Source organism: Actinoplanes palleronii, assembly GCF_016862315.1.
In the GTDB taxonomy this organism is placed as follows: Bacteria; Actinomycetota; Actinomycetes; order Mycobacteriales; family Micromonosporaceae; genus Actinoplanes; species Actinoplanes palleronii.
Window position 1 is genome coordinate 77,008 of sequence record NZ_BOMS01000073.1, and the last position, 20,838, is coordinate 97,845.

Consider the following 20,838-nt stretch of genomic DNA (forward strand, 5'->3'; position numbering starts at 1 on the left):
CTGTTTTGCATTTGGTGCGGTAAGGTGCAGAACGTGTCCCTTCGTGATCGCAAGCGCGCCCGGACCCGGCAGGCACTGGTCGCCGCCGCGACCGAACTTTTCGAGTCCCGTGGCTACGACGAGACCACCATCGCGGACATCGCGTCGGCCGCGGAGATCGGCACCCGGACGTTCTTCAGCTACTTCCCGAGCAAGGAAGACCTGCTCTTCCCGGAGGTCGACCTCCGGGTGCACGCCGCGGTCGACGCCATCGCCGTCCGGGGCCCGGCGGACGGCCCCGCCGAGGTGCTGCTGCGCGCCCTGCGGAAGGTGGGTGAGGACAGCGATGATCTCGCCGGCCGTCTCGCCGCGCTGCGTCTGCACCTGGTGCGCACGGTTCCGGCGGTCCGCGGCCGTGGGCTCCAGCTGCAGCTGGACGCCCAGCGGGAGATCGCCCGTCATCTGGCCGCCGCGTTCCCCGACCAGATCGACGAGGTCGGCGCCGCTGCCCTGACCGGAGCGTTCGTCGGCGCCGTCATGGGTGCCCTGCAGGTCCTACTGGAGGATCTTGACCCCTCCACCGACCCGGCCGCGGTCCAGCAGGCCGTCCAGGTCGCCGTCGGCGTGGCCCTGACCCCGTGGTTCCGCACCGGCCCGCCGCCGGCCGACTGACCGCAGGCCCGGGGCCCGACGGTATCCCTTGCTCGCCGACCGCAGGCGCGTGGGCGGCCGGATGTCATCTCTCGCTCGCTGACCGCAGGCGCATTAGCGGCCGGATGGCATCCGTCGCCGCTGGCCGCAGGCTCATGGCGGCTTTCCCGGATCGCCTTGGGCACAGCCTCCGCGTGGCCGGGTGACGGGTGCCCGGCAGGCAGCGGCTGCGGGCTCGGTTGCCCTGATCTTGCGGCCGGGGCGCCCCGGCCATCTGGTCGCGTGCAGATGGCCGGGCTCGGGAGGGTCAGGTGGTGGGGCGACTCCACTGCAGGGACAGGCCGGTCGCTGCGCGTTCGGTCCGGATCTCCATTGCGGAGCCGAGCATGGTTGCGCGGTCCACCACCAGCGCGCTCTCGTCCAACGCGTACGTCACCCGCTCCGACACCAGGACCGGCTCGCCCGGCGTCCGGCGCAGCAGGGCGGCCACCGGCTCGTCGAGCAGCCCGGGCCGGACCACTTCGGAGGCCCGGTTCACCAGGCGCCCCAGGCTGCTCAGGGCCGCGTACAGCGAGGTGTCGCTCAGGTCCGCCTCCACCAGGTCGGTGCCGCGGACCCAGGAGAGCTGGTGCACCGCGGGCCTCCCGGCGACCAGGCGCAGCCGTTCCAGGCGCAGCGCCGGGTCGTGGCCGAGCAGCTCCGCGGCCCAGTCGGGTGGTGTGCCCGCGGACTGGTCGAGGATCTCCGTGGTCACCGTCTGGCCCTGGGCCCGGAGGTCCTCGGCGAAGCCGTGCAGCGAGGTGAGCTGATATTTCACCCGGGGGTATACGAACGTGCCCCGGCCGGGCTGCTGTGACAGCAGGCCCTCGTCCTCCAGCTGCTTGAGGGCTTGCCGCAGCGTCGCCAGGGTCACCCCGTACCGCGTGCTGAGCTCTTTTTGCGGGGGCAGGGCGGAACCGGGCGGCAGCTCGCCGTCCTTGATCTTGCTGGTCAGGTCATCGGCGATCACCTGATATTTCGGCGTGCGCGGGGGCAGCGGGCACCTCCTGGTCGAGCTGATCAAGGGCGGTGCGGAACGCGGCGACCTCGACGCGCAGGTCAGCGGGTGACGCACCGTCCAGAACCCTACGCATCAGAGCCGCTCCGATCACCACCCCGTCCCCGGCGCGGGCGGCCTCGGCGGCCTGTGCCGGCGTGGAAATACCGAAACCGATCAGCACCGGCAGGTCGGTGACCGCTTTGATCCGGTCGGCGAGCGGCGCCGCGGACTCGGCCAGCGCGTCCCTTTCGCCGGTGGTGGCCATGACGCTCACCGCGTAGACGAAGTTGCGGCTGCGGGCGCCGATCTCGGCCAGCCGATCCGGCGGGGTGACCGGCGCGGCCAGCAGGATCAGGTCGATGCCGGACGCCGCGGCGGCTGCCTCGAGCTGGTCGAGCTCGTCGATCGGCACGTCAGGCACGATCAGCCCGGAGAATCCGGCGGCGGCCAGCCGCCGGCAGAACGCCTCCGGCCCACCGCCGGACGCGGCGTCACCCGCATCCGGCTCGCTGCCGTGGGCGGCACGGTCCGGACCGGTTTCGCCGCTGTGCGCGGCGCCATCCGGCCCGGAACTGCTTCTTCGGGCGGCACCGGCCGCCCTGGTCCCGCCGTCTTCCGCGAGGCGCAGGGCCTCGGGCTCGCGGCCCGGCGTGGTGCCGTCTGCTTCCGGCTTACGGCCCGGCGTGGTGTCGCCTGCTTCAGGCTCGCGGCCTGGCGCGGTGCCGTCTGCCGGCTCACGGCCTGGAGTGGTGCCGGCGTCCTGCGGCTCACGACCCGGCACGGTGCCGCCGGCGTGCGGCCGGGCGGTGGGGTGGTGGAAGACCAGGTTGGCGTAGGTCATGGCGATCAGCGGGATCCGGATGCGGTCGCGGGCCGCTGTCAGGTCGGCCAGGATGGACGTGACCGAGGCGCCACGGCGCAGGGCCTGGTCGGAGGCCTGCTGGATGGTGGCGCCGTCGAGCATCGGGTCGGAGAACGGGAGCCCGATCTCCACCGCGTCGGCGCCGGCCTCCTGGAAGGCCAGCAGGTAGTCGATCCAGTCCGGGGTGATGCCGCCGGTCAGGTACGGGTTGAGGTGCTTCACCGGACCTCACCCGCCAGGGTCGCCATGTCCTTGTCGCCGCGGCCGGAGAGGGTGAGCAGCACCGTCGACCCGGTCGGCAGGTCGGGAGTGCCGGCCGCGCGCAGGACCCAGGCCACCGCGTGCGCCGACTCCAGGGCGCAGATGATGCCCTCGCTGCGGGCCAGTCGTCGCACCGCGACGAGCACCTCGTCGTCGGTCACCGTGCGGTATTCCGCGCGGCCGGACGTGCCCAGGTGGGCGTGCTCCGGCCCGACACCGGGATAGTCGAGCCCGGCCGCGATCGACTCCGCCTCGCGCACCTGCCCGTCCGCGTCCTGCAGGACCAGCGAACGGTTGCCGTGCACGATCCCGGGCGTCCCGTAGGTCATCGCGGCCCCGCCGTCGGCCTCCACCCCGATCAGCCGGGCCGGCGTGTCGACGAACCCGGCGAATGTGCCGGCCGCGTTGGACCCGCCGCCCACGCAGGCCACCACCACGTCGGGAAGTGCCGGCGCCTGCGCGCGGGCCTCCTCGCCGATCACCCGCTGCAGCTCACGGACCATCCACGGATAGGGGTGCGGGCCGCTCACCGAGCCGAGGCAGAAATGCGCCTCGTCGACCGCGGCCACCCAGGCGCGCATCGCCTCGTTGGTGGCGTCCTTCAGGGTGCGGCTGCCGCTGGTCACCGGGATCACCTCGGCGCCGAGCAGCTCCATCCGGAAGACGTTGAGCCGCTGCCGGGCGATGTCGCGCTCGCCCATGTAGACGGTGGCTCGCATGCCGAACAGCGCGGCCGCGGTGGCGGTGGCGACGCCGTGCTGGCCGGCGCCGGTCTCGGCGATCAGCCGGGTCTTGCCCATCCGCTGCGCCAGCAGCGCCTGGCCCAGCACGTTGTTGATCTTATGGGAGCCGGTGTGCGCCAGGTCCTCCCGCTTGAGCAGCAGGGTCACCCCGAGCTGGGCGGAGAGATTCTCCGCGGGGGTCAGTGCGGTGGGGCGCCCCGCATACTCGGAGCGGAGCCGGCTGAGGTGCCCGCGGAACTCCGGGTCGGACCAGGCCTCCCGGAACGCCGCCTCCAAGGCGGCGCAGGCCGGGATCAGGGACTCGGGCACGTAACGCCCGCCGAAATCGCCGAACCGCCCAGCGGCGGTCGGCGCGTCCATCTGCGACACGAGGGCTGTCTCTATCACCATTTGGCGCTCCAAAGTTATAGAACTCTGCCGCCCCATCATGGCACAATGAGGCGGCAGAGTTCTAGAACTATTTCGGAGCGGAGGTCAGGCGACCTTGTACAGCGCCTCCGGGGTCACCAGACCCGCCAGCACCCGGCCGTCATCGGTGATCAGCACGCTGAACAACGATCCGGTCAGCAACCGGCCCTTGCCCCACGACCCGCTCACCTCCGGCAGGACACCGAGCAGAGCCTTCGCCGTGTCGGCCTCCTTGCCCGTGCCCTTGCCGGCGGTGGTCAGCTCGGACAGCGCGTCGGTCGGCAGCGTGGCGGAGACGATCGTGGTCCAGCCCTTGCCGATCACCTTCGGGTCATTCTTCGCGCCCGACGGCGCCGTCGAGGACGGGTGCGGGACACCCTTCTTCGTGGCGTCGGCCTGGTCGAGAGCCTTCGTGCCGGCCTCGTCGATCTTCGCGCCGGGCGGCGGGTTGAACGTGAACTGCTCCGCGTCCGGCACCTGGAAGCTGATCGTGTCGAAAGCGACCCGGACGGCCGGCTTCACGGTGTTCTTCGCGTACACCTCGACCCGCAGCGGGATGTGCTGCTCGGCGTCGATCGCCAGCCGCACCTGCCCGACCAGCGAGTCGGTGTCCTTAGGGCTGAGCACCAGCTCGTATGCGTCCCGCCCGGCCACCTGGGCCGCGCCGGTGGTCTCCACCTTGGTGCTCGGGTCGATCGCGGCGAGCGCCGCGGCCGCCGCGTCCTGCGGCGACGACGGCACCGAGCTGGGCAGCGAGTGCTTCGGGGACGCCGCGTCGCCCTTCAGCTTCAGGTGCGTCCCGGTGTTGTCCGAGCTGCTCCACTGCCACAGGTCCGGACCGTTGCGGATCACGTCGGTCTCACCCTGCGTGCTCTGCAGGGCGACCCGCACCTTGTCCTCTCCCGCGTACCAGACGCGGGCGGTGTTGCTTCCGGCGATCAAGCTGGTCAGGCCGCCACCCGCGGAGCCGCCGAGGCTGCCCGCCAGTCCGGCGACACCGGGCAGGCCGAGGTCGGCGCTCTGCACCACGGTGCCGGAGAGACCGGCCGGCTTGGCGCTCGACAGGTCCACGAGCAGTTGGGCCGCGCTGCGGTCCGGCAGCGACGGTTCGGCGCTGGCCACGATCGTGCCGGCCGCCGCGCCGCCTCCGATGACGACGACCGCGGTGGCCCCCGGTACCAGCCATCGCAGAGCAGGCCTGGATTTCCACACGGACACGATGTCCACCTCCCGTTGGTATGAGGCCATCCTGCTTCGGACCCGCTGTGACCAGGCTGAGAACGACCCGTAGGGGCCGGGCTGTAGGGGTGACCCCGGCTGTGAGGTGACTGAGAGCCGATGGTCCCCGTGGATGTGCACGTGCCAAGGTATGGGGGTGCGGTTGCTGGTGGTGGAGGATGAGGAACGGCTGGCCGCCGCGCTGCGACGCGGCTTGCAGGCCGAGGGGTTCGCGGTCGACGTGGCCCATGACGGTCAGGACGGCCTGGAGATGGCCCGGCACGGTGGCTATGACGCGATGATCCTCGACGTGATGCTGCCCCGGCTCTCCGGTTACCGGGTGGTGCGGCAGCTGCGCGCCGAGCGGCAGTGGCTGCCGGTGCTGATGCTCTCCGCCAAGGACGGCGAGTATGACCAGGCCGATGGCCTGGATTGCGGCGCCGACGACTATTTGACCAAACCTTTTTCGTACGTTGTATTGCTGGCACGGCTGCGTGCTCTGCTGCGCCGCGGCACCCAGGCCCGCCCGGTGGTGCTCGCGTGCGGCGACGTCGAGCTCGACCCGGCGGAGAAACGCGTGCTGGTCGGCGGGGCCGAGGTGACCCTGACCACCCGCGAGTTCGCCCTGCTGGAGTACCTGATCCGCCGTCCCGGCGAGGTGGTCTCCAAGACCGAGCTGCTCGACCACGTCTGGGACGCCGCGCTGGACACCGCGCCGAACGCGGTGGAGGTGTACATCGGCTACCTGCGCCGCAAGATCGGCCGGGAGCGGCTGGAGACGGTCCGCGGCGCCGGGTATCGCCTGGTCGCCGCGCACGCCCCGGCGGGGGAGGACGCGGCGCAGGCAGGGGAGACCGCGGGGCCGGCGGGGGAGAAGCAGAGGGTGGAGCGGTAGATGCGACGCCGTCTGCGTGAGCTCAGCCTGCGGGCCCGGCTGCTGTTGATCTCTGCCGCCGCGCTGTCCTTCGGGCTGGCCGCGGGTGGGGTGTTGCTGGTCGCGGTGCTGACCTTCGCGCAGGGGCGGGCGGTGCACGCCGAGGCGCTGGAGACCGCGCAGGGTGTGGCCCGGCTCGTCGACCAGGGGCAGCTGACCGACCCGATCACGGTCACGCCGGGCGTTCAGGTGCAGGTCATCGACGAGCACAACAAGATCCGGGCGGTCTCCGCGACCGCCGACCGGCTGGTGCCGATCCTCTACGAGGACGAGCTGCGCGATCTGCCGGACGGCGAGGGCGTGACGATCCCGGGCAATCGGATCGGGTTCGACGGTTCGGCCCGGGTCGTCAAGGTCACCGCCGGCCTGCCGACCCAGCCGCTGCGGGTGCTGGTGGCCCGGTCCACCAGCCAGCTCAGCCAGAGTGTGCACCTGCTCCGGGTCACCCTGCTGATTGCGTTTCCGCTGCTTGTCGCGCTGCTGGCGGCCGGGTTGTGGCGGGCGCTCGGCGCGGCGTTGCGCCCGGTCGACGCGCTGCGGGCCGGGGCTGAGGAGATCACCGGGGGCACCCGGGCCGGTCGGCTTCCGGTGCCCGGCTCGCACGACGAGGTCCGCCGGCTCGCGCTGACCCTCAACGACATGCTGCACCGGCTGGACACCGCCCGGGCCCGGCAGCGCGCGTTCGTGGCGGACGCCGCCCACGAGTTGCGCAGCCCGCTCACCAACATGCGCACCGAGCTGGAGGTGGCGCAACGGCTGCCGGACGACACCGACTGGCCGGCGCTCAGCGAGGACCTGCTCACCGACGTGCAGCGGCTCTCCCGGCTGGTGGACGACCTGCTGCTGCTGGCCCGTGCGGACGACGGCGCGGGCCGGGCGATCTCCGGACGGATCGAGGAGGTCGACCTCAGGCAGCTGGTGGGTGAGGTGGCCGCGCGTTATCCGGAGGTCCGGTACGAGGCGGCCGTCGAGCCGTTGCCGCTGGTGGCCGAGCCGGACGCGCTGGCCCGGGTGGTGGCGAACCTGCTGGACAACGCGTGCCGGCACCGGCGGTCGCAGGTGACCGTCAGCACCGGGACGGACGGGCCGGATCTGGTGCTGACGGTGGCCGACGACGGGCCGGGCATTCCGGCCGAGGACCGGGAGCGGGTGTTCTTCCGGTTCACCCGGCTCGACGACGCCCGGGCGCGGGACGCCGGTGGCTCCGGGCTGGGCCTGGCCATCGTCCGGGAGCTGGTGCGCCGGCACGGTGGTTCGATCACGCTCGGCGATGCGAAGCCCGGCCTGCGGGTCGAGGTACGCCTGCCGCGCCCGGCAGAATCCGGCCCGGCGAACCGGAAGCCGGGGGAGGCACGGGCGACCGCCAAGAACGCGGCGGTCACGAGCCGGGTCGACGGTGGCGCGGAGGTCATGAGCCGGGTCGAGGGCAGGTAGCGCGGCGGGCGGGAGCACGGATGGCTGACCCGGGGTGGAAAACGCCGCAAGTCGCGGGAACTTTCTTCATCGTCGGGCCGACCAATGGGCGTGCCCGGCAGCGGGCGACGATACGACGGAAGGTTTCCCCCCACCATGTCGCTGCTCAAGCGTTCCGCAGTGGTGGCCACCGCGGCCGGACTGATGACTCTGGCGCTGGCCGGCCCGGCCGCCGCGCACGTGACGGTCAACCCGAGCACGGCCACCGCGGGCGGCTATACGAAGGTGTCGTTCCGCGTGCCGAACGAGTCGGACAGCGCCTCCACCACCAAGCTCGAAGTCAACCTTCCGGCCGATCAGCCGATCGCGTCGGTCTCGGTCAAGCCGATCCCGGGTTGGACCGTTGTGGCGGTGAAGAGCAAGCTGGCCACCCCGATCAAGGCGCACGACACCGAGATCACCGAGGCGGTCTCGAAGATCACCTGGACCGCGGCGAAGGGCTCGGAGATCAAGCCGGGCGAGTTCCAGGAGTTCGACGTGTCGATGGGCGCGCTGCCGGAGTCCGGTCAGATCGTCTTCAAGGCGCTGCAGACGTATTCGAACGGTGACGTGGTGCGCTGGATCGACGAGCCGGCCACCGACGGCACCGAGCCGGAGAGCCCGGCGCCGGTTCTGAAGATCGTCCCGGCCGCGGACAGCGCTGCCGCGGCGACGACCGCGGCGGCGGCCCCGGCTGCCGAGGCGGCCGACTCCGACGACTCGGGCAGCGGCTCCGGGCTGGGCCTCGCGGGACTGATCGCCGGGCTGATCGCGCTGGTGCTGGCCGGCTTGGCGTACGCGAAAGCCAGCCGCAAGCCGGAAGCGGCCGTGACGGACAAGCCCGCCGCGAGCTGAATCGGCCTGGATCGTCAGCCGGACCGCGGACCGGAAGCGGCCGCGGGGCGCGGGGAAAGAGGCTGTCACCGGGTGGCGGGTCCGGGCTTGGGCCTGGGCCCGCAACCGCGGTGACCTGCGTTACGCTGCCGCGGAAGATCAACGACAGCCGGCTGGAGAGATCATGAAGTCCCGCGTCTGGCACGGCACGCTCGCGCTGATCGTGCTCGCCTCGCTGATCACTCAGATCGTGCTGACCGCCACCGACAGCGCGCCGCACGCCGGGCCGCCGGTGCACGAGACCACGGTGACGCGGTTCGTCCGGTTGTTCAGTTATTTCACCATCCAGAGCAACCTGCTGGTGCTGATCGCCATCGTCGGGCTGGCCCGCGACCCGGCCCGGGACGGCCGCGTCTGGCGGGTGATCCGGCTGGACGCGCTGCTCGGCATTGTGATCACCGGCATCGTGTACGCCACGATCCTGGCCGGGCAGGTCGAGCTGCACGGCGCGGCCTACCTCGCCGACCTGGGCTTCCACTACATCGCGCCGTGGGCGGCGCTGCTCGGCTGGCTGCTCTTCGGGCCCCGGCCGCGGATCGACGCGCGCACCCTGGCCTGGGCGGCGCTCTGGCCGGCGCTGTGGATCGGCTACACGATCGCGCACGGCGCGGCGACCAGCTGGTATCCGTATCCGTTCACCGACGTGGACGCGCTCGGCTACCCGCAGGTGATGATCAACATGGCTGCCGTGGTGGTGATCGCGCTGCTGCTCGGGACCGTGCTGCGGGTGCTGGACCCGCGGCTGCGGCTCGGCTCACCGGCCGCATCGTCCGGGAGCGCCCCGGTGGTGCTGCCCCGGCAGCGCGCCGCCGCCGACAAGGCAGCCGACCAAGAGGCCTAGCCGCCGCGCTGTCGCCGGCAGTGCGGCTGGTCAAGAGGCGTGGCAAGGTTTCATCGGATCATGCGTACGGGTCGCGGCCGGGTCCCCGGACCGCGGCGGAAGCGGCCTCGGAAATCTCCACAGCGGCCCCGGCGAGCGTGTAGACCCGGGCGGTGGCGTGGCCGTGCGGTGTCAGCAGTCCGCTGCGCGTCAGCGTCTGGATGTCGCGGATGGCCTGATCGCGGCTGAGGCTCTCGTCCTGCTGATAGGTGGTGCGCCGCAGCTCGCCGATCGCGGCCGCGTAGAGAGCGGACACCGTTCGCTCGGCGAGGCCGGCCAGGTCGTTCCACAGACGTACGGTCCAGGTATATCGCCGCTGCACTCGTTGGGCCTGACGGTGATGTGCCGCGAACACGAACGTGAGCCATCGGTGTGCGTCGCGTTCCGGCTGGAAACTGCCGCCCTGCGTGGAACGGAGCGTGTCGTAGTACTGCAGGGTGTTGGTCTGCTCCCCCAGCCACTCCTCGATGGAGGAGAACTCCGGAGCCAGTTCCCCGGTACGGGCCAGGACCAGGGTGTGCAGCGCGCGTGCGGTCCGGCCGTTGCCGTCGCGCCAGGGGTGGATCGCCACCAGGTTCAGGTGGGCCATCGCTGCACGTGCGTAGGCGGGCGCATCGAGGTCGCCGTCGCGGAGCCAGTCGACCAGTTCGGTCATCAGACCGGGGACCAGGTCGGCGTCCGGGCCGGTGTACATCGGCTCCAGCGGTGTTCAGTTCCCTGAGGACCCGGAGGTCCGGGCCATCCAGCGATGGCATCGCGTAGAGCATGCGGTCGCGGCTCCGATCGTACGGTCAAGGGGTGAAGCGGAAGGTTCCGGTGACCGCGTCGAAGAGGTCCAGCAGGTCGTCGGTGAGGGGCAGGATCGGTGAGCTTCCGGTGATCACGGCGATGCGGTCGGCGTGCGGGCCGGGGAACGGGACGAACGTCTGCATGGCGACCGAGCGGATCCAGCCCTCGCCCTCCGGCAGCACGACGTCGGTCACCCCGCGGGTGCGGGCGACCGGGCCGATCCCCGGCAGGTCCGCCTGGACCACCTCGCGCCACGGCCCGTCGGCGCCACTGCGGGGCAGCGGCCGGAGCTGATCGGCGATCGCGGACGGGCCGGTGTCCTGGTCCGGGTTGCGCACGATGCTCACCGTGACGCTCGCGGTCAGCAGTGCCTCGTCGAAGCCCTGCACCATCGCGGCGCAGTAGGCCACGCCGTTGGCGTACGCGGAACGGGCGACGCCGCGCAGGGCACGGGTCAGCGCCGTGCGATGCGGAGCGAGCGCGGGAACATTCCGGACCCGCTCGTTCACCAGCGCGCTGAGGGCGCTGTTCCTGGTGTCCGGATGCACGTCGATCTCGAACCAGGACTCGGGCACGGTGATCGCGAAGCCGGTCGGGTCGGTCATGTCTTCACCTGGTCCTGTAGTTCCTTCGCCAGCTCGTCGTCGGCCTTGCGGAAGTGCTCGACCGCCTGCTGGGAGAGTTTGACGAGTCGTTCGCAGTTCTTGTCGACCCGGGAACGTCCGTCGCTCCAGTGCGACTCGAAGTCGTCGAGCGCGTCGTCGACGTCGTCGCCACCCAGCTCGCCGACGAACTGCAGCATCCACCGGTCCGCGCCGTTCAGGTTGTCGCGGATCCGCTGCAGCGTGCCGGCCAACTCTTCCAGGCCACCGAGATCGACCTTCAACTGGTCGGACGAACCCATGTCTAGCCTTTCCAGATCTGCAGGTCGGGCGTGATGAACTCGCCGGAGAGCGGGTTCATCGTGGTGCCGGCCGGGGGCAGCGGCTTCAGGGACGTCCCGCTGATGCGACCGTTGAGCTCGGCGAGTTCCGCCGGCGTGAGCGCGACGCCGTTGCGCAGGTACTGGACGTCGAACTCGAGGAACTGCCGGATGCTCAGCTCGCCGAGGTCGGTGCTGTTCGGGAACATGCTGGTGCCGCTGGGGCGCACGTTGAACTTCACGGTGAAGTCGCCCTGCACTCTATAGGTGGTTTTGAGCTGGTTGAAGATGGTGAACGAGTCCTTCACCCGGGTTTCGATGACGTTCTTGAACGCGGCGTTCGCCTTGTTGGTCAGCGGGGTCAAGTTCTCGGTGACCCCGAGGCCGCCGAGATCCGCGTTGAGCAGATGGCCCTTGATCCATCCGCTCTTCGCGACGCCGAGCGACTCGAGGTGGGCCTGCACGTCGGGGGTGCGCTCGCTCCGGATCAGCCACTCGGTCGCCCAGTTCTCGCTGTACTCCGGCGTCGAGCCGTACCCGGGGCCGGAGAGGACCTTGTCCACCTCCTGGGGGTTGTCGAACCGTCCGGGTGTGTACTTGTTGATCCTCGGCGTGATGAGGGGGTCGTTCCCCAGGGCCTGCCTGATCTTCGGGATGGTGCGCTGGTCGGGCGCCAGGTTGAACAGGACCTTGGCGGGCTTCGAGGGGCCCGCGGTGGGCGGCTTCGTCACGGCGCCGGCGGCCGTCCGGCGCAGACTGGCGAGGCCCCGGGCGTTGGCCTTGTCGGCGGCCTCCCGGGCGGCCCGTTGGGCCTCGCCGCGCTCGGCGGCGTCCCGCCGGCAGCGCATCAGGCCGAGCGGGTCGGACTGCAGCAGCGGATCGTCCACGTACCGGACCGGGCTCGGCCCGGCGCCCAGACCCAGCGGATCCGGGCTCAGGTACCGGCCGGTGCCCGGATCGTAGTAGCGGTGCACGTTGTAGTGCAGCCCGCTCTCCGGGTCGGCCTGCTGGCCGGGGAACCGCAGCACGGTGCCCGCCGCCGAGCCGGCCTGACCGCCCCACAGGTCGGCACTGGACCGCCAGGTCACCGTGCCGTCCGCCGCGACCAGGTCGGTCGGCGCGCCGTTCGGGTCGCAGACCAGCAGCTGCAGGGCGCCGTCGTACTGCAGCAGCGGGCGCAGGCCGTCGAGGTCGTGCTGCCAGGTGGTGACCCGGCCGGAGGAGACCGACTCCTCGACGAGCACCGGGCCGTCCCAGGCGAAGTCGGTACGTTCCAGCACCGGTCCGTCGAGCGGGGCGTCGGCCGGTCCGTCGGTGAGGCGCTGGGTGCTGACCCGGCGGCCCAGGGCGTCGTAGCCGTACCGCCAGCGGCCGCCGTCCGGGGCGATCACGGCGTGCAGGTGGCCGTCGGCGGTCCAGCGGTACGTCCAGGTGCCGTCCGGCCCCTGCCGGGCGGCGAGGCGCCCGGCCCGGTCGTAGCGGTACGTCTGCTGCCCGGCCCGGACCAGCTCGGTGCCCTGGTAGGCCCGTTCCCCCTGGACGGTCGCGCCGGACGCCCCGATCACGTCACCGGACGGGTCGTAGCGGTACTCCTCCCGGCGCGCCGGGCCGTCCACCCCGGTGATCCGGCCCTCGTCGTCGTGCCGGTACGCGGTGGCGCCGTCCCGGCTGTCGGTCACCGTGGTCAGCGCGCCGTCCGCGCGGTAGCCGAACGTCCGGTGCACCTCCGGCGCGGCGCCACCGGCCAGGCGCTGCCCGACCAGGCGGTCACCGGCGTCGTACTCGCGGGCCACGGTCACCGACGCGTCGAGCCGTTCGCCGACGTGCCGGCCGTGCTCGTCGTGCAGCAGGGTCAGCTCGTGCCCGGCCATGGTCACCGCGGCCGGCGTACCGGACGGGTCGAACGACCACCGGGTGCCGACCCCGGTCGGGGTGCCGCGGTGCACCGCGTGGCCGGCGTCGTCGTAGGTGAACGTGACCGCCCGGCCGTCGATCGTCTCGGCGGTGACCCGGCCGAAGAAGTCCCGTGTGACGGTCAGGGTGGCGTCCGGGCTGGTCGCCTCGGTCAGCCGGCCGACCGGGTCGTGCCGGAACGTCGTGGTCCGGCTCTCCCCGTCCGGCGACGTGGCGTGCCGGCGTACGACGTTGCCGAGCACGTCGTACTCGACCACCACGCTCTCGTCCGCGGCGTTGACCGTGCGGATCAACCGGCCCGCCGCGTCGTAGGTGCGACGGGTGGCGCGCCCGTCGAAGTCGATCTCCTCGACCAGGCGGCCGGCCGGGTCGTACCGGTAGTGCCACTGCCGCCCGGCCGGGTCGGTGACCCCGCTGAGCCGCAGCTCGGTGTCGTAGGTGAACACCGTCCGCGCGCCGGACGGGGACACGGTCGCCACCGGCAGGTCGAACGGGCCGTACTCGGTGCGGGTGGTGGCGCCGAGCGCGTCGGTCTCGGTGACCTCGTTGCCCTCGCCGTCGTAGGTCCACTCGGTACGCCCGCTCGCCGCGTCGTCCCGCCAGGCCTGCGTGCCGTCGGTGGTCCAGCCCAGGGTGACCGGTTCGCTCAGCGCCGCCGGCCGGCCGAGCGCGTCCCGGCCGATCACCGCCACCTCGGGAGCGGTGGCGCCGATCAGCAGGGCGGTCGGCACCGCGGGCGTCGTGGGCTCGGCGGCATCATCAGCAGGGCGGACCGGCTCCTCGGCCACCTCCCGGTGCCCGGCGAGCAGCTCGACACCGAGCGGTTCGGTGTACGGGTCGGGCGACTCCGCCGGCCCGTAGCCCCGCCGCCACACCCCGCCGTCCTCGTCGGTCACCACGACCGCCGTGATCCGGCCGTCCGACCAGATCACCGCGGCCTGGCTGCCGTCCGGGCGGACCACGGTGTCCAGCTCGCCGTCCGGGCCGTAGCGGAACCCGGTGGTGCGGCCCAGCGCGTCCACCCGGGACAGCAGCCGGTGCTGGGTGTCCCATTCGCTGCGGACGGTGTTGCCGAGCGGGTCGGTCTCCGCCACCACCTGCAGGTCCTCGTTGAGCTCGAACACCGTGGTGTGGCCCAGCGAATCGGTGGCCCGGGTCAGGCGCTGCTCCGCGTCGTAGGCGAAGCGGTAGGTGAAGAACCCGTCGCGGCCCTCACCCAGCACGCACCGGCCCTCGTCGTCGTAGGTGTAGCGGTACCACATGCCGTTCCGGTCGTCCCAGCGGATCAGCCGGCCGTCCTCGTCGTGGGTGAACCGCATCGGCAGGCCGGACGCGTTGACCACCTCGGTGAGGTGCCCGTCCGCATAGGAGAACGTGCGCAGCGGCACCGGCTCGCCGCCGTCCGCGGGGGCCAGGTGCAGGGCGGTGATCAGGCCGTCCTCGGAGGTGACGGTGATCCGCCGGCCGTCCGGGTGCCGGATCTCGGCCGGCACCCCCTCGTCGTCCCGGACGATCGCGATCCGGCCACCGTCCGGGCCGGCGACCGCGGTCAGCGGGGCGTGCCCGGCGCCCGGCTCCTCGGGCAGCTCGAACAGCCAGGTCAGGCCGGCGGCCGGGTCGCTGACCGCGAAACCGTTCGCGGTACGGCGCAGCGGCACCGCCCGCCCGTGCCCGGGGAACACCGTCTCGCCGTCCGCGGGCACCGGGTAGGTCAGGAGCGCACCGTCGGCGAGGAACAGGTGGACGGCGTCCGGCTCCACCGCGACCCGCTGGTCCAGCGTCGACGCCCAGGACGGGCCGAACGAGCGGCCGTCCCGGTAGTCGGAGCGGTGCGTGCGTTCCAGCAGCAGCGGCGGCGCGCCCGGCAGGTCGAGATCCGTTTCGGTCATGAAGACCCGGCCGGTGCTGATGTCCACCGGGTCGCCGCAGGCCGGGATCTCGATCGAGCGCTTCGACGTACGGATCGGCAGGTCGTTGATCTTCCCGGACAGCTTGTTGATCAGGTTCTTGACGACGGTCACCGTGCCACCGGCGGCGTGGCCGAGGGCACCGGCCATCCCGCGCAGGGTCTGCTGCATCGAGGCCATCGCGGCCTGGCCGATCGCCTTGAGGCCACCGGCCTTGTAGAGCGCGGAGAGCCGGCCCAGCGAGGTCAGGCCGCGGACCCCGGGGATGATCCCGAGGATGCCGAAGATCAGATCGGCGATGCTGCCCTTACCTTGGGCATAGTCGACTATCGCCTTGATCAACAGGATCGCGCCGGCCGCCAGGGCGATCCAGGCCAGCGGACCGCCGATGATCATCGCGATGATGCCGGCCACCAGGGCGACCCACTTGGCCACCTCGCAGATGATGTCCCACAGGCCCTTGAAGAAGTCGCCGAGCTTCTCCCAGAACGACCGGGGCTGGATGCCGGCGTCGGACGCCTCGGCGATCTCCCGGCGGCACTCCCGGGCGGCGCCGTCGCGCAGCTCCCGGGCCTGCTCGGCGAGCGACTTCGCGGCGTTCAGCGCCTGCTCGGCGGAGGCCACCTTGCCCTGCACGTCGGCCAGCCGCTGTTGCGCCGCGGTGGAGTCCCGGAGTGCTTGTTTGACCTGTTCCGGGTCGGGGTCGGTGCCCTGCTGCAGGGACTGCGCCTGCCGCGAGATCGCGGTCATGTCGCCCTGTGCCAGGTTGAGCCGGCCGGCCAGGCCGTCGAGCTGCTCCCGGGCGATCCGCCCGTCGGCCAGGGCCCGGTCCGCCATCGCCTGCGCGTTCTGCAGCTTCGGCGCGAAGGCCTGCAGGGCCTCACCCGCCGTCCGGTGCGACTCGTCGACCTTGCGCAGCTGGTCGGGCAGCTCGCCGAACTGCTCGCGGAACACATCGCCGGACTGGCCGATCCAGGTGAGCACCGCGCCGTCGCCCTGCAGCGAGTCCACCGCGAGCCGGGCGCGGCGCGCGTCGTCGGCGAAGTCGAGGAACCGGCTGCCCGTGGTGAGCAGGTTCGCGGGCTCACCCGGTGCCGGGTCGGCGCCCAGGTCGAGGATCCACCAGTCACTCGGCCGCGACATCTCACGCTCCCACCGCCCGGGCATCCGGGGCCGGTGCCCCGACTCCGATCGATGTCCATGATCGACCGAAATTGCCGTGAGGACCGTACAACATCACCCCAAAGCGGCTCAGGACGCGTAGCGCTTCTCCGCCCGGGCCCGCGCCTTCGTCGCCTCCACCTCGCGGTCCTTCGGCGGCGCGGTGGTCACCAGGCTGTCCAGCAGCTCCTGGGTGGCCGCCGCGATCGCCGCCACGGCCTGATCGAAAGCGGCCTGGTTGGCCTGTGACGGGCGGGTGGAGCCGGCCACCTTGCGGACGTACTGCAACGCGGCGGCGTGCACCTCGTCGGAGGTGGCGGGCGGTTCGAAGTTGTGCAGTTGGTGAATGTTGCGGCACACGGCGGGCCTCCTCGGCGGGACCGGATCTGGTCGGGGATCTATGCCATACTCGGCCATCCGGCGCGACCCGGGAAGCCGTACACACCTCTCTCTACGGGGAACGTGGGGTGGGCATGCGACTGCGGACGGCGCTGACGGTGGGTGCGTGCCTCGCCGCGGCGGTCCAACTGCTCCACCCGTACTTGCCGCGGTCCGTCGGATTTGCCCTCTCTGACATGATCGTGGCGTCCGCGAGCGGTTACGCCGCGTGGCACTACCGGCGGCGGGCACGGCAGACCCGCGACGCCCGGCCGATCCGGATCGGGTACGCGTTCGGCGCCGTGGCCTGCACCGCCTGGAGCGTCTCGAACCTGCTGATGCTGGCCGCCACGGCCGGCCTGCCCGCCCTCAACGGCGCCGGCGCGCTGCTCTCCATGGTCGCGGCCGCCCTGGTCCCGGCCGCCGTGCTGCTGGCCGGGCACCGGCTGCGCGGGATCGCCGCGGTGCGCCGGGTGCTCGACGTGGCCGCGGTCTCCGGCGCCGTCTTCGCGCTGGCCTGGGAATACGTGCTCTCGGGGGTGACCGGGCGGATCGGCGGCGTGCCGGAGGGCTACGCGATCGCCATCGTCGCGGTCCTGATGCTTGGCTCGTCGGTGGCGCTGGTGACGCTCTCCGAGTCCGCGCCGAACCGGGGGATGAGCGCGCAGCAGGTGCTGGCCGGCGCCGCGTTGCTGCAGGCCGCGACGGTGATGCTCTCGCTGCGCAACGACGTCGTCGGCGGGCCGTGGTACCAGCACGGCGTCGGCGCGGGCTACGTGCTGGGCGCCTGGGCCACCGCGGTCTCCAGCCGGTTGCGGATCTCCCGGCCCGGCGCCGACGTGATGGAACGCCTGGTCTTCGGCCCGTGGGCGCTGCTGCCGTACCTGCCGGTGGTGATCGCGGTCGGGGTCGCGGCGGCCCGCGAGGCGCGCGACGGCCGGCTCAACCCGGTCCTGGTCTGGCTGTTGCTGTCCAGCTTCTCGCTGGTGCTGATCCGGCAGTTCCTCACCCTGATCACTGTCGGTCGGATGGCGGTGGTCCTCGAGGCGCAGAAACTCGCGCTGTCGCACCAGGCGCACCACGACGCCCTGACCGGCCTGCCGAACCGGGTGGCGTTCCGGGCCCGCGCCGCCGAGATACTGACCCGCCGCCGGGCCGGCGTCTGCGCGATGATGCTCGATCTGGACGGCTTCAAGCCGGTCAACGACACGCTCGGTCACGCGGCCGGCGACGAGGTGCTGATCGTGGTGGCGCAGCGGCTGACCGCCGAGTTGCGCGAGTCCGACCTGGTCAGCCGGTTCGGCGGGGACGAGTTCGCGATCCTGGTGACCGATGTGGGCGGTGGCGCCGACGCGGTGGCGAAGCGGCTTCTGCGCCGTTTGTCGGAACCGATGACCGTGCACGGCGCCGAGGTCACGATCAGCGGCAGCATCGGCCTGGCGGCGCTGCGGTCCGGGCAGGCGGGCAGCATCAGCTCGCTGCTGCGCCAGGCCGACACCGCGATGTATGCCGCCAAGGCCTCCGGCAAGGGGGTAGTCCGCTGGTTCGAACCGGACATCTGGCCGGCATCCGCCTAGCGAAAATTCAAGATCAAGAGCTTGATGTCGTGCGTCCGCCGGGGTACAGATCGTCGCTCCCGCCGGGACCCCTGCGGGCTTCGCTGGCCGCTGGCGCGTCCAGAACGCGAAGCCCTCCGGGGCGACGTCCGTGGGTGGGCACGACCCCGCAGGACCGCGGCCTGCCCTGGACCGAGGCGCGCCTGCGGGTCCCGGCTGGGCCTCAGGGGTGTCTCCGCAGCGCGGAGACACCCCTGAGAGCCAGCCAAAGTCGGGAGTCGCGCTGCGGCCGGGAGTGGGAGCAGTCTCGCGTTCGCCTCACGGGCGGGACTCGGCTCGTAGCCTGCGGACGGGCGCTCCGTAGTCGTACCGCAGAGGGGTGGAAAAAACGGCCCGGCAGCGATCAGCCGGGCCGTTCTCGGGGGAGTTTCAGTTCGCGGTGATGGTGATCGGCTCGGCGGTCAGCGTGTTGCAGCTGACGTAGGCCAGGTCGATGGTCACGTCGGTGAAGACCATCCACGGGAGGGTCAGCGGCGGCGGCTCCTCCGGCGTGAAGGTCATCGGGAGGACGCCGAAGAACTTGCCGGAGAACTTCGGCGTGTAGAACTTCACGTTCCCGTCGGTGGTCAGCTTGGCGCTCTTGATCACCGTGGTCGCGTCGCCGGCCTCGTCGATGGTCAGGCTGAACGGTTCGTTCGTGGCCTTGGACATGTCGAACTGCAGCACCTTGACCGGCCCGTTCGCGGTGGGGAGGTCGATGACACCCACGTACTTCGGGTCGTACATGTTCAGCGTGCCGACCTTCATGATGCCCGGCTTGATCGCGGACTTCGGGACGGCGCCCTCGGCGACCTTGCCCTGCTGGCGAGCGCCGAGGCAGGGGAGGATGTCCGGGTCGACCGAGGCGGACGCGGAGACCGACGCGGAGGCGGAAGCCGACGCCGAACCGCCGGCCGGACTGGCCGGGGCGGCGGGCGCGGTGTCGCCGGTCGCCGGAGCGGTGGTCGCGGGGGTGGTGGCCGGCGCGGTGGTGGGCTCAGCCGGCTCGGTCGCCGACGCCGACGGCGACGCGCTCGGAGTGGGCGACTCCTCTTCGTCGCCGAGGCCGAGCAGGTTGCCGACGCCGTCGACCACGTCCTGGATGCCGTCCAGGACCGGGTTGCCGTCCTCGGTGGCGGCCGGGGACGCGGAGGCCGAGGCGGAAGCGGAGGTCTCCGGCGCGGTGGTGGTCTTGGTGGCGCTGGGCTTGGCCGAGCTCGACGCCGCGGGCTTCTCGGCGTCCTTGGCCGGCGCCGTCGAGGCGGAGGCCGACAGCGACGGCGAGGCGGAGGCGGAGGTGGTGATCGAGGGCAGGCCCTCGGGGCACTCCTCGGCGGCGTTGGCCGGCATCCGGCTGCCGACCAGCATGCTGGCGCCGACGAACGCCGGCACCAGGATCAGCGCGAGCGTCTTGCGGTTGATGCCCCGGCCGGAATCCGGCTCGTCGCCGCGCGGCTGGTCGAAGCCGGGCAGGATGCTCGGGTCACTCTGCGCCGAGGAGCGCAGGGTGGCGGTGCCGTGCGGCCGGTCGTCGTGCCCGGCGACCGGGATGACCTGGGTGGACTCGCCCGGCCCGGTGTAGACCTGGGGGGAGTCCGGGTATTCCACCGAGCTGTCCGGGCCGGAGCTGTCGAGCGGCTCCTGAGCCGGGACGTCCGGTCCGGCGGTGGCCGGGATCCACGAGATCGCCAGCGCGCCGCCGATCAGGCCGGTCAGCATGCCGAGGAACCAGCCGCCGAAGTTCAGGCCGATGAACGAGTAGAGCGCCGTCAGCAGGCCGACGATGCCGTAGAACATCCGCTGGGCCGGGGTGGTCCAGACGAGGATGCCGCAGATCAGCATCACGACGGGCAGCACGTAGGACAGGAAGCCCTGCGGCCCGATGTGAATCTCCAGCTTGAGGTCGCTGAAGAGGGAGAGGTTGGAGCTGAAGAACAGCAGCAGACCGGACAGCGATAGGAACAGGCCACCCCAGAACGGCCGGTTCCGCCGCCACCGGCGGTACCTGCTCCAGAAGTCGTCGGTCGCCACTCGTCCTCCATTGTTTTTTTACCGGGCAAAAGGGTGGGGCCCGCGGAAAGTCGCTCCACGAGCCCCGGTCGAGCTAGATCAGTAGCACTCGTCCTTGGTGCCACCGAAGAGCAGCTTGAGGCTCATGCCCTTGAGCTTGAAGCTGGAAGCAGTGGTCAGGTACGCCTGCTGCTTCAGGTTCTCGATGCTGACGCCGCTGGCCTGCTGACCGAAGGTGCCGGCCCGGCCGTGGGTGGCAGCGCCGTCCGCGTTCAGGGTCGAGGCGTCCAGGCCGATCTGGATGTTCTTGAACGTGGCGTCGCCGCCCAGCTCGGACATGCCGATCAGCAGGTCGTCGGCCTGCACCGCGTTCTTCGCCGAGTCGGCCGGGTTCGCCGCGTCGTACTTCGCGTCGGTGGCCGCCGTGATCTTGAGGACGAACACACCCGCGTTGACCGACTGGCACAGGTTGTACAGGTCGGCGTGCTGGATGCCCGAGGTGGCGTCGTAGGTGGTCTTGCCACTGACGTCGGTGACCGCACCGCCGTACTGGGTGAAGCCCCGGCCCTCGAGGTGGTCGGCGGTCAGCTTGAACTGCGTGCCCGACACCGTGATGTTCGCGGCGAGGGCGCCCTGCGCGAGGGCAACGACAAGTCCACCGGCCACGGCGGTCGGAACGCCCACGGCGACGGCAAACCGGCGCCAGTTGGTGCGTCCGGCGGCCGGAGCGCTCTGCGCATCCTTCACGGATCCTCCAATAGAAAGTGATGACGGCGAGACTGCCGCACCGCCAATGGCTCGCATCGACGGGCGACACTTCTGCCAACCGTCGACAGTGAGG

Annotated in this window: 17 protein-coding genes; 6 read left to right on the plus strand and 11 right to left on the minus strand. The window is 71.7% G+C overall.

The features are described from left to right. Nucleotides 1-33: 33 nt before the first annotated feature. Entirely contained in the window at nucleotides 34-651 is a 618-nt protein-coding gene (locus tag Apa02nite_RS24160) for a TetR/AcrR family transcriptional regulator (RefSeq protein WP_239164528.1), read from the plus strand. A 286-nt stretch (nucleotides 652-937) separates the two neighbouring features. Here Apa02nite_RS24160 and Apa02nite_RS24165 read toward each other — a convergent pair whose 3' ends face one another. From Apa02nite_RS24165 to Apa02nite_RS24185, 4 genes are all read right to left on the minus strand, one after another. Further along, the gene (locus Apa02nite_RS24165) at nucleotides 938-1,639 is read right to left on the minus strand and encodes a GntR family transcriptional regulator (protein WP_239164529.1); all 702 of its coding nucleotides are present in this window, start codon (nucleotides 1,637-1,639) and stop codon (nucleotides 938-940) included. Further along, a complete protein-coding gene (gene trpA / locus Apa02nite_RS51165) occupies nucleotides 1,626-2,753 on the minus strand; it encodes a tryptophan synthase subunit alpha (RefSeq protein WP_239164530.1) in 1,128 nt (375 codons plus the stop codon). Before trpA ends, Apa02nite_RS24165 begins: the two co-directional genes overlap by 14 nt. Further along, complete coding sequence (gene trpB, locus Apa02nite_RS24180) at nucleotides 2,750-3,925, minus strand: tryptophan synthase subunit beta (protein WP_239164531.1); 1,176 nt, start codon at nucleotides 3,923-3,925, stop codon at nucleotides 2,750-2,752. Before trpB ends, trpA begins: the two co-directional genes overlap by 4 nt. Before the next feature lie 84 nt (nucleotides 3,926-4,009). Beyond that, nucleotides 4,010-5,161: a LolA family protein gene (locus Apa02nite_RS24185; RefSeq protein WP_203827011.1), complete on the minus strand. Its 1,152-nt coding sequence runs from the start codon at nucleotides 5,159-5,161 to the stop codon at nucleotides 4,010-4,012. A gap of 157 nt (nucleotides 5,162-5,318) precedes the next feature. Between Apa02nite_RS24185 and Apa02nite_RS24190 the strand changes: the two genes are divergently transcribed. From Apa02nite_RS24190 to Apa02nite_RS24205, 4 genes are all read left to right on the plus strand, one after another. Beyond that, nucleotides 5,319-6,056 (plus strand): response regulator transcription factor, encoded by a 738-nt coding sequence (locus tag Apa02nite_RS24190; RefSeq protein ID WP_239164532.1) that lies wholly within the window; start codon nucleotides 5,319-5,321, stop codon nucleotides 6,054-6,056. A 42-nt stretch (nucleotides 6,057-6,098) separates the two neighbouring features. After that, nucleotides 6,099-7,529, plus strand: a complete 1,431-nt coding sequence (locus tag Apa02nite_RS24195; RefSeq protein ID WP_373873039.1) for a sensor histidine kinase — start codon at nucleotides 6,099-6,101, stop codon at nucleotides 7,527-7,529. Between the two features lie 135 nt (nucleotides 7,530-7,664). Further along, on the plus strand, nucleotides 7,665-8,402 hold the full coding sequence (locus Apa02nite_RS24200; RefSeq protein WP_067708493.1) for a YcnI family copper-binding membrane protein: 738 nt from the start codon (nucleotides 7,665-7,667) through the stop codon (nucleotides 8,400-8,402). Between the two features lie 163 nt (nucleotides 8,403-8,565). Then, the gene (locus Apa02nite_RS24205) at nucleotides 8,566-9,282 is read left to right on the plus strand and encodes a Pr6Pr family membrane protein (protein WP_203827013.1); all 717 of its coding nucleotides are present in this window, start codon (nucleotides 8,566-8,568) and stop codon (nucleotides 9,280-9,282) included. Between the two features lie 58 nt (nucleotides 9,283-9,340). On the opposite strand, the gene Apa02nite_RS24210 is transcribed toward Apa02nite_RS24205, so the two are convergent. The 5 genes from Apa02nite_RS24210 to Apa02nite_RS24230 all read right to left on the minus strand — a co-directional run bounded on the left by Apa02nite_RS24210 (nucleotide 9,341) and on the right by Apa02nite_RS24230 (nucleotide 16,374). Then, nucleotides 9,341-10,015, minus strand: coding sequence for a Fic family protein (locus Apa02nite_RS24210; protein ID WP_203827014.1), 675 nt, complete (start codon nucleotides 10,013-10,015; stop codon nucleotides 9,341-9,343). Between the two features lie 97 nt (nucleotides 10,016-10,112). Next, nucleotides 10,113-10,715, minus strand: coding sequence for a hypothetical protein (locus Apa02nite_RS24215; protein WP_203827015.1), 603 nt, complete (start codon nucleotides 10,713-10,715; stop codon nucleotides 10,113-10,115). Then, entirely contained in the window at nucleotides 10,712-11,014 is a 303-nt protein-coding gene (locus Apa02nite_RS24220) for a DUF6507 family protein (protein WP_203827016.1), read from the minus strand. The genes Apa02nite_RS24215 and Apa02nite_RS24220 overlap by 4 nt, the downstream gene beginning before the upstream one ends. 2 nt (nucleotides 11,015-11,016) lie before the next feature. Then, the gene (locus Apa02nite_RS24225) at nucleotides 11,017-15,996 is read right to left on the minus strand and encodes a DUF6531 domain-containing protein (protein ID WP_203827017.1); all 4,980 of its coding nucleotides are present in this window, start codon (nucleotides 15,994-15,996) and stop codon (nucleotides 11,017-11,019) included. A gap of 108 nt (nucleotides 15,997-16,104) precedes the next feature. Continuing rightward, the gene (locus tag Apa02nite_RS24230; RefSeq protein ID WP_203827018.1) at nucleotides 16,105-16,374 is read right to left on the minus strand and encodes a DUF2277 domain-containing protein; all 270 of its coding nucleotides are present in this window, start codon (nucleotides 16,372-16,374) and stop codon (nucleotides 16,105-16,107) included. Nucleotides 16,375-16,589: 215 nt separating this feature from the next. Here Apa02nite_RS24230 and Apa02nite_RS24235 point away from each other — a divergent pair, with 215 nt between their 5' ends. Beyond that, nucleotides 16,590-17,969: a GGDEF domain-containing protein gene (locus Apa02nite_RS24235; RefSeq protein WP_203827019.1), complete on the plus strand. Its 1,380-nt coding sequence runs from the start codon at nucleotides 16,590-16,592 to the stop codon at nucleotides 17,967-17,969. 408 nt (nucleotides 17,970-18,377) lie between these two features. On the opposite strand, the gene Apa02nite_RS24240 is transcribed toward Apa02nite_RS24235, so the two are convergent. After that, nucleotides 18,378-20,018, minus strand: a complete 1,641-nt coding sequence (locus Apa02nite_RS24240) for a DUF6114 domain-containing protein (RefSeq protein WP_203827020.1) — start codon at nucleotides 20,016-20,018, stop codon at nucleotides 18,378-18,380. Nucleotides 20,019-20,096: 78 nt separating this feature from the next. Then, nucleotides 20,097-20,744, minus strand: a complete 648-nt coding sequence (locus tag Apa02nite_RS24245; protein ID WP_203827021.1) for a DUF6230 family protein — start codon at nucleotides 20,742-20,744, stop codon at nucleotides 20,097-20,099. Nucleotides 20,745-20,838 lie beyond the last annotated feature (94 nt).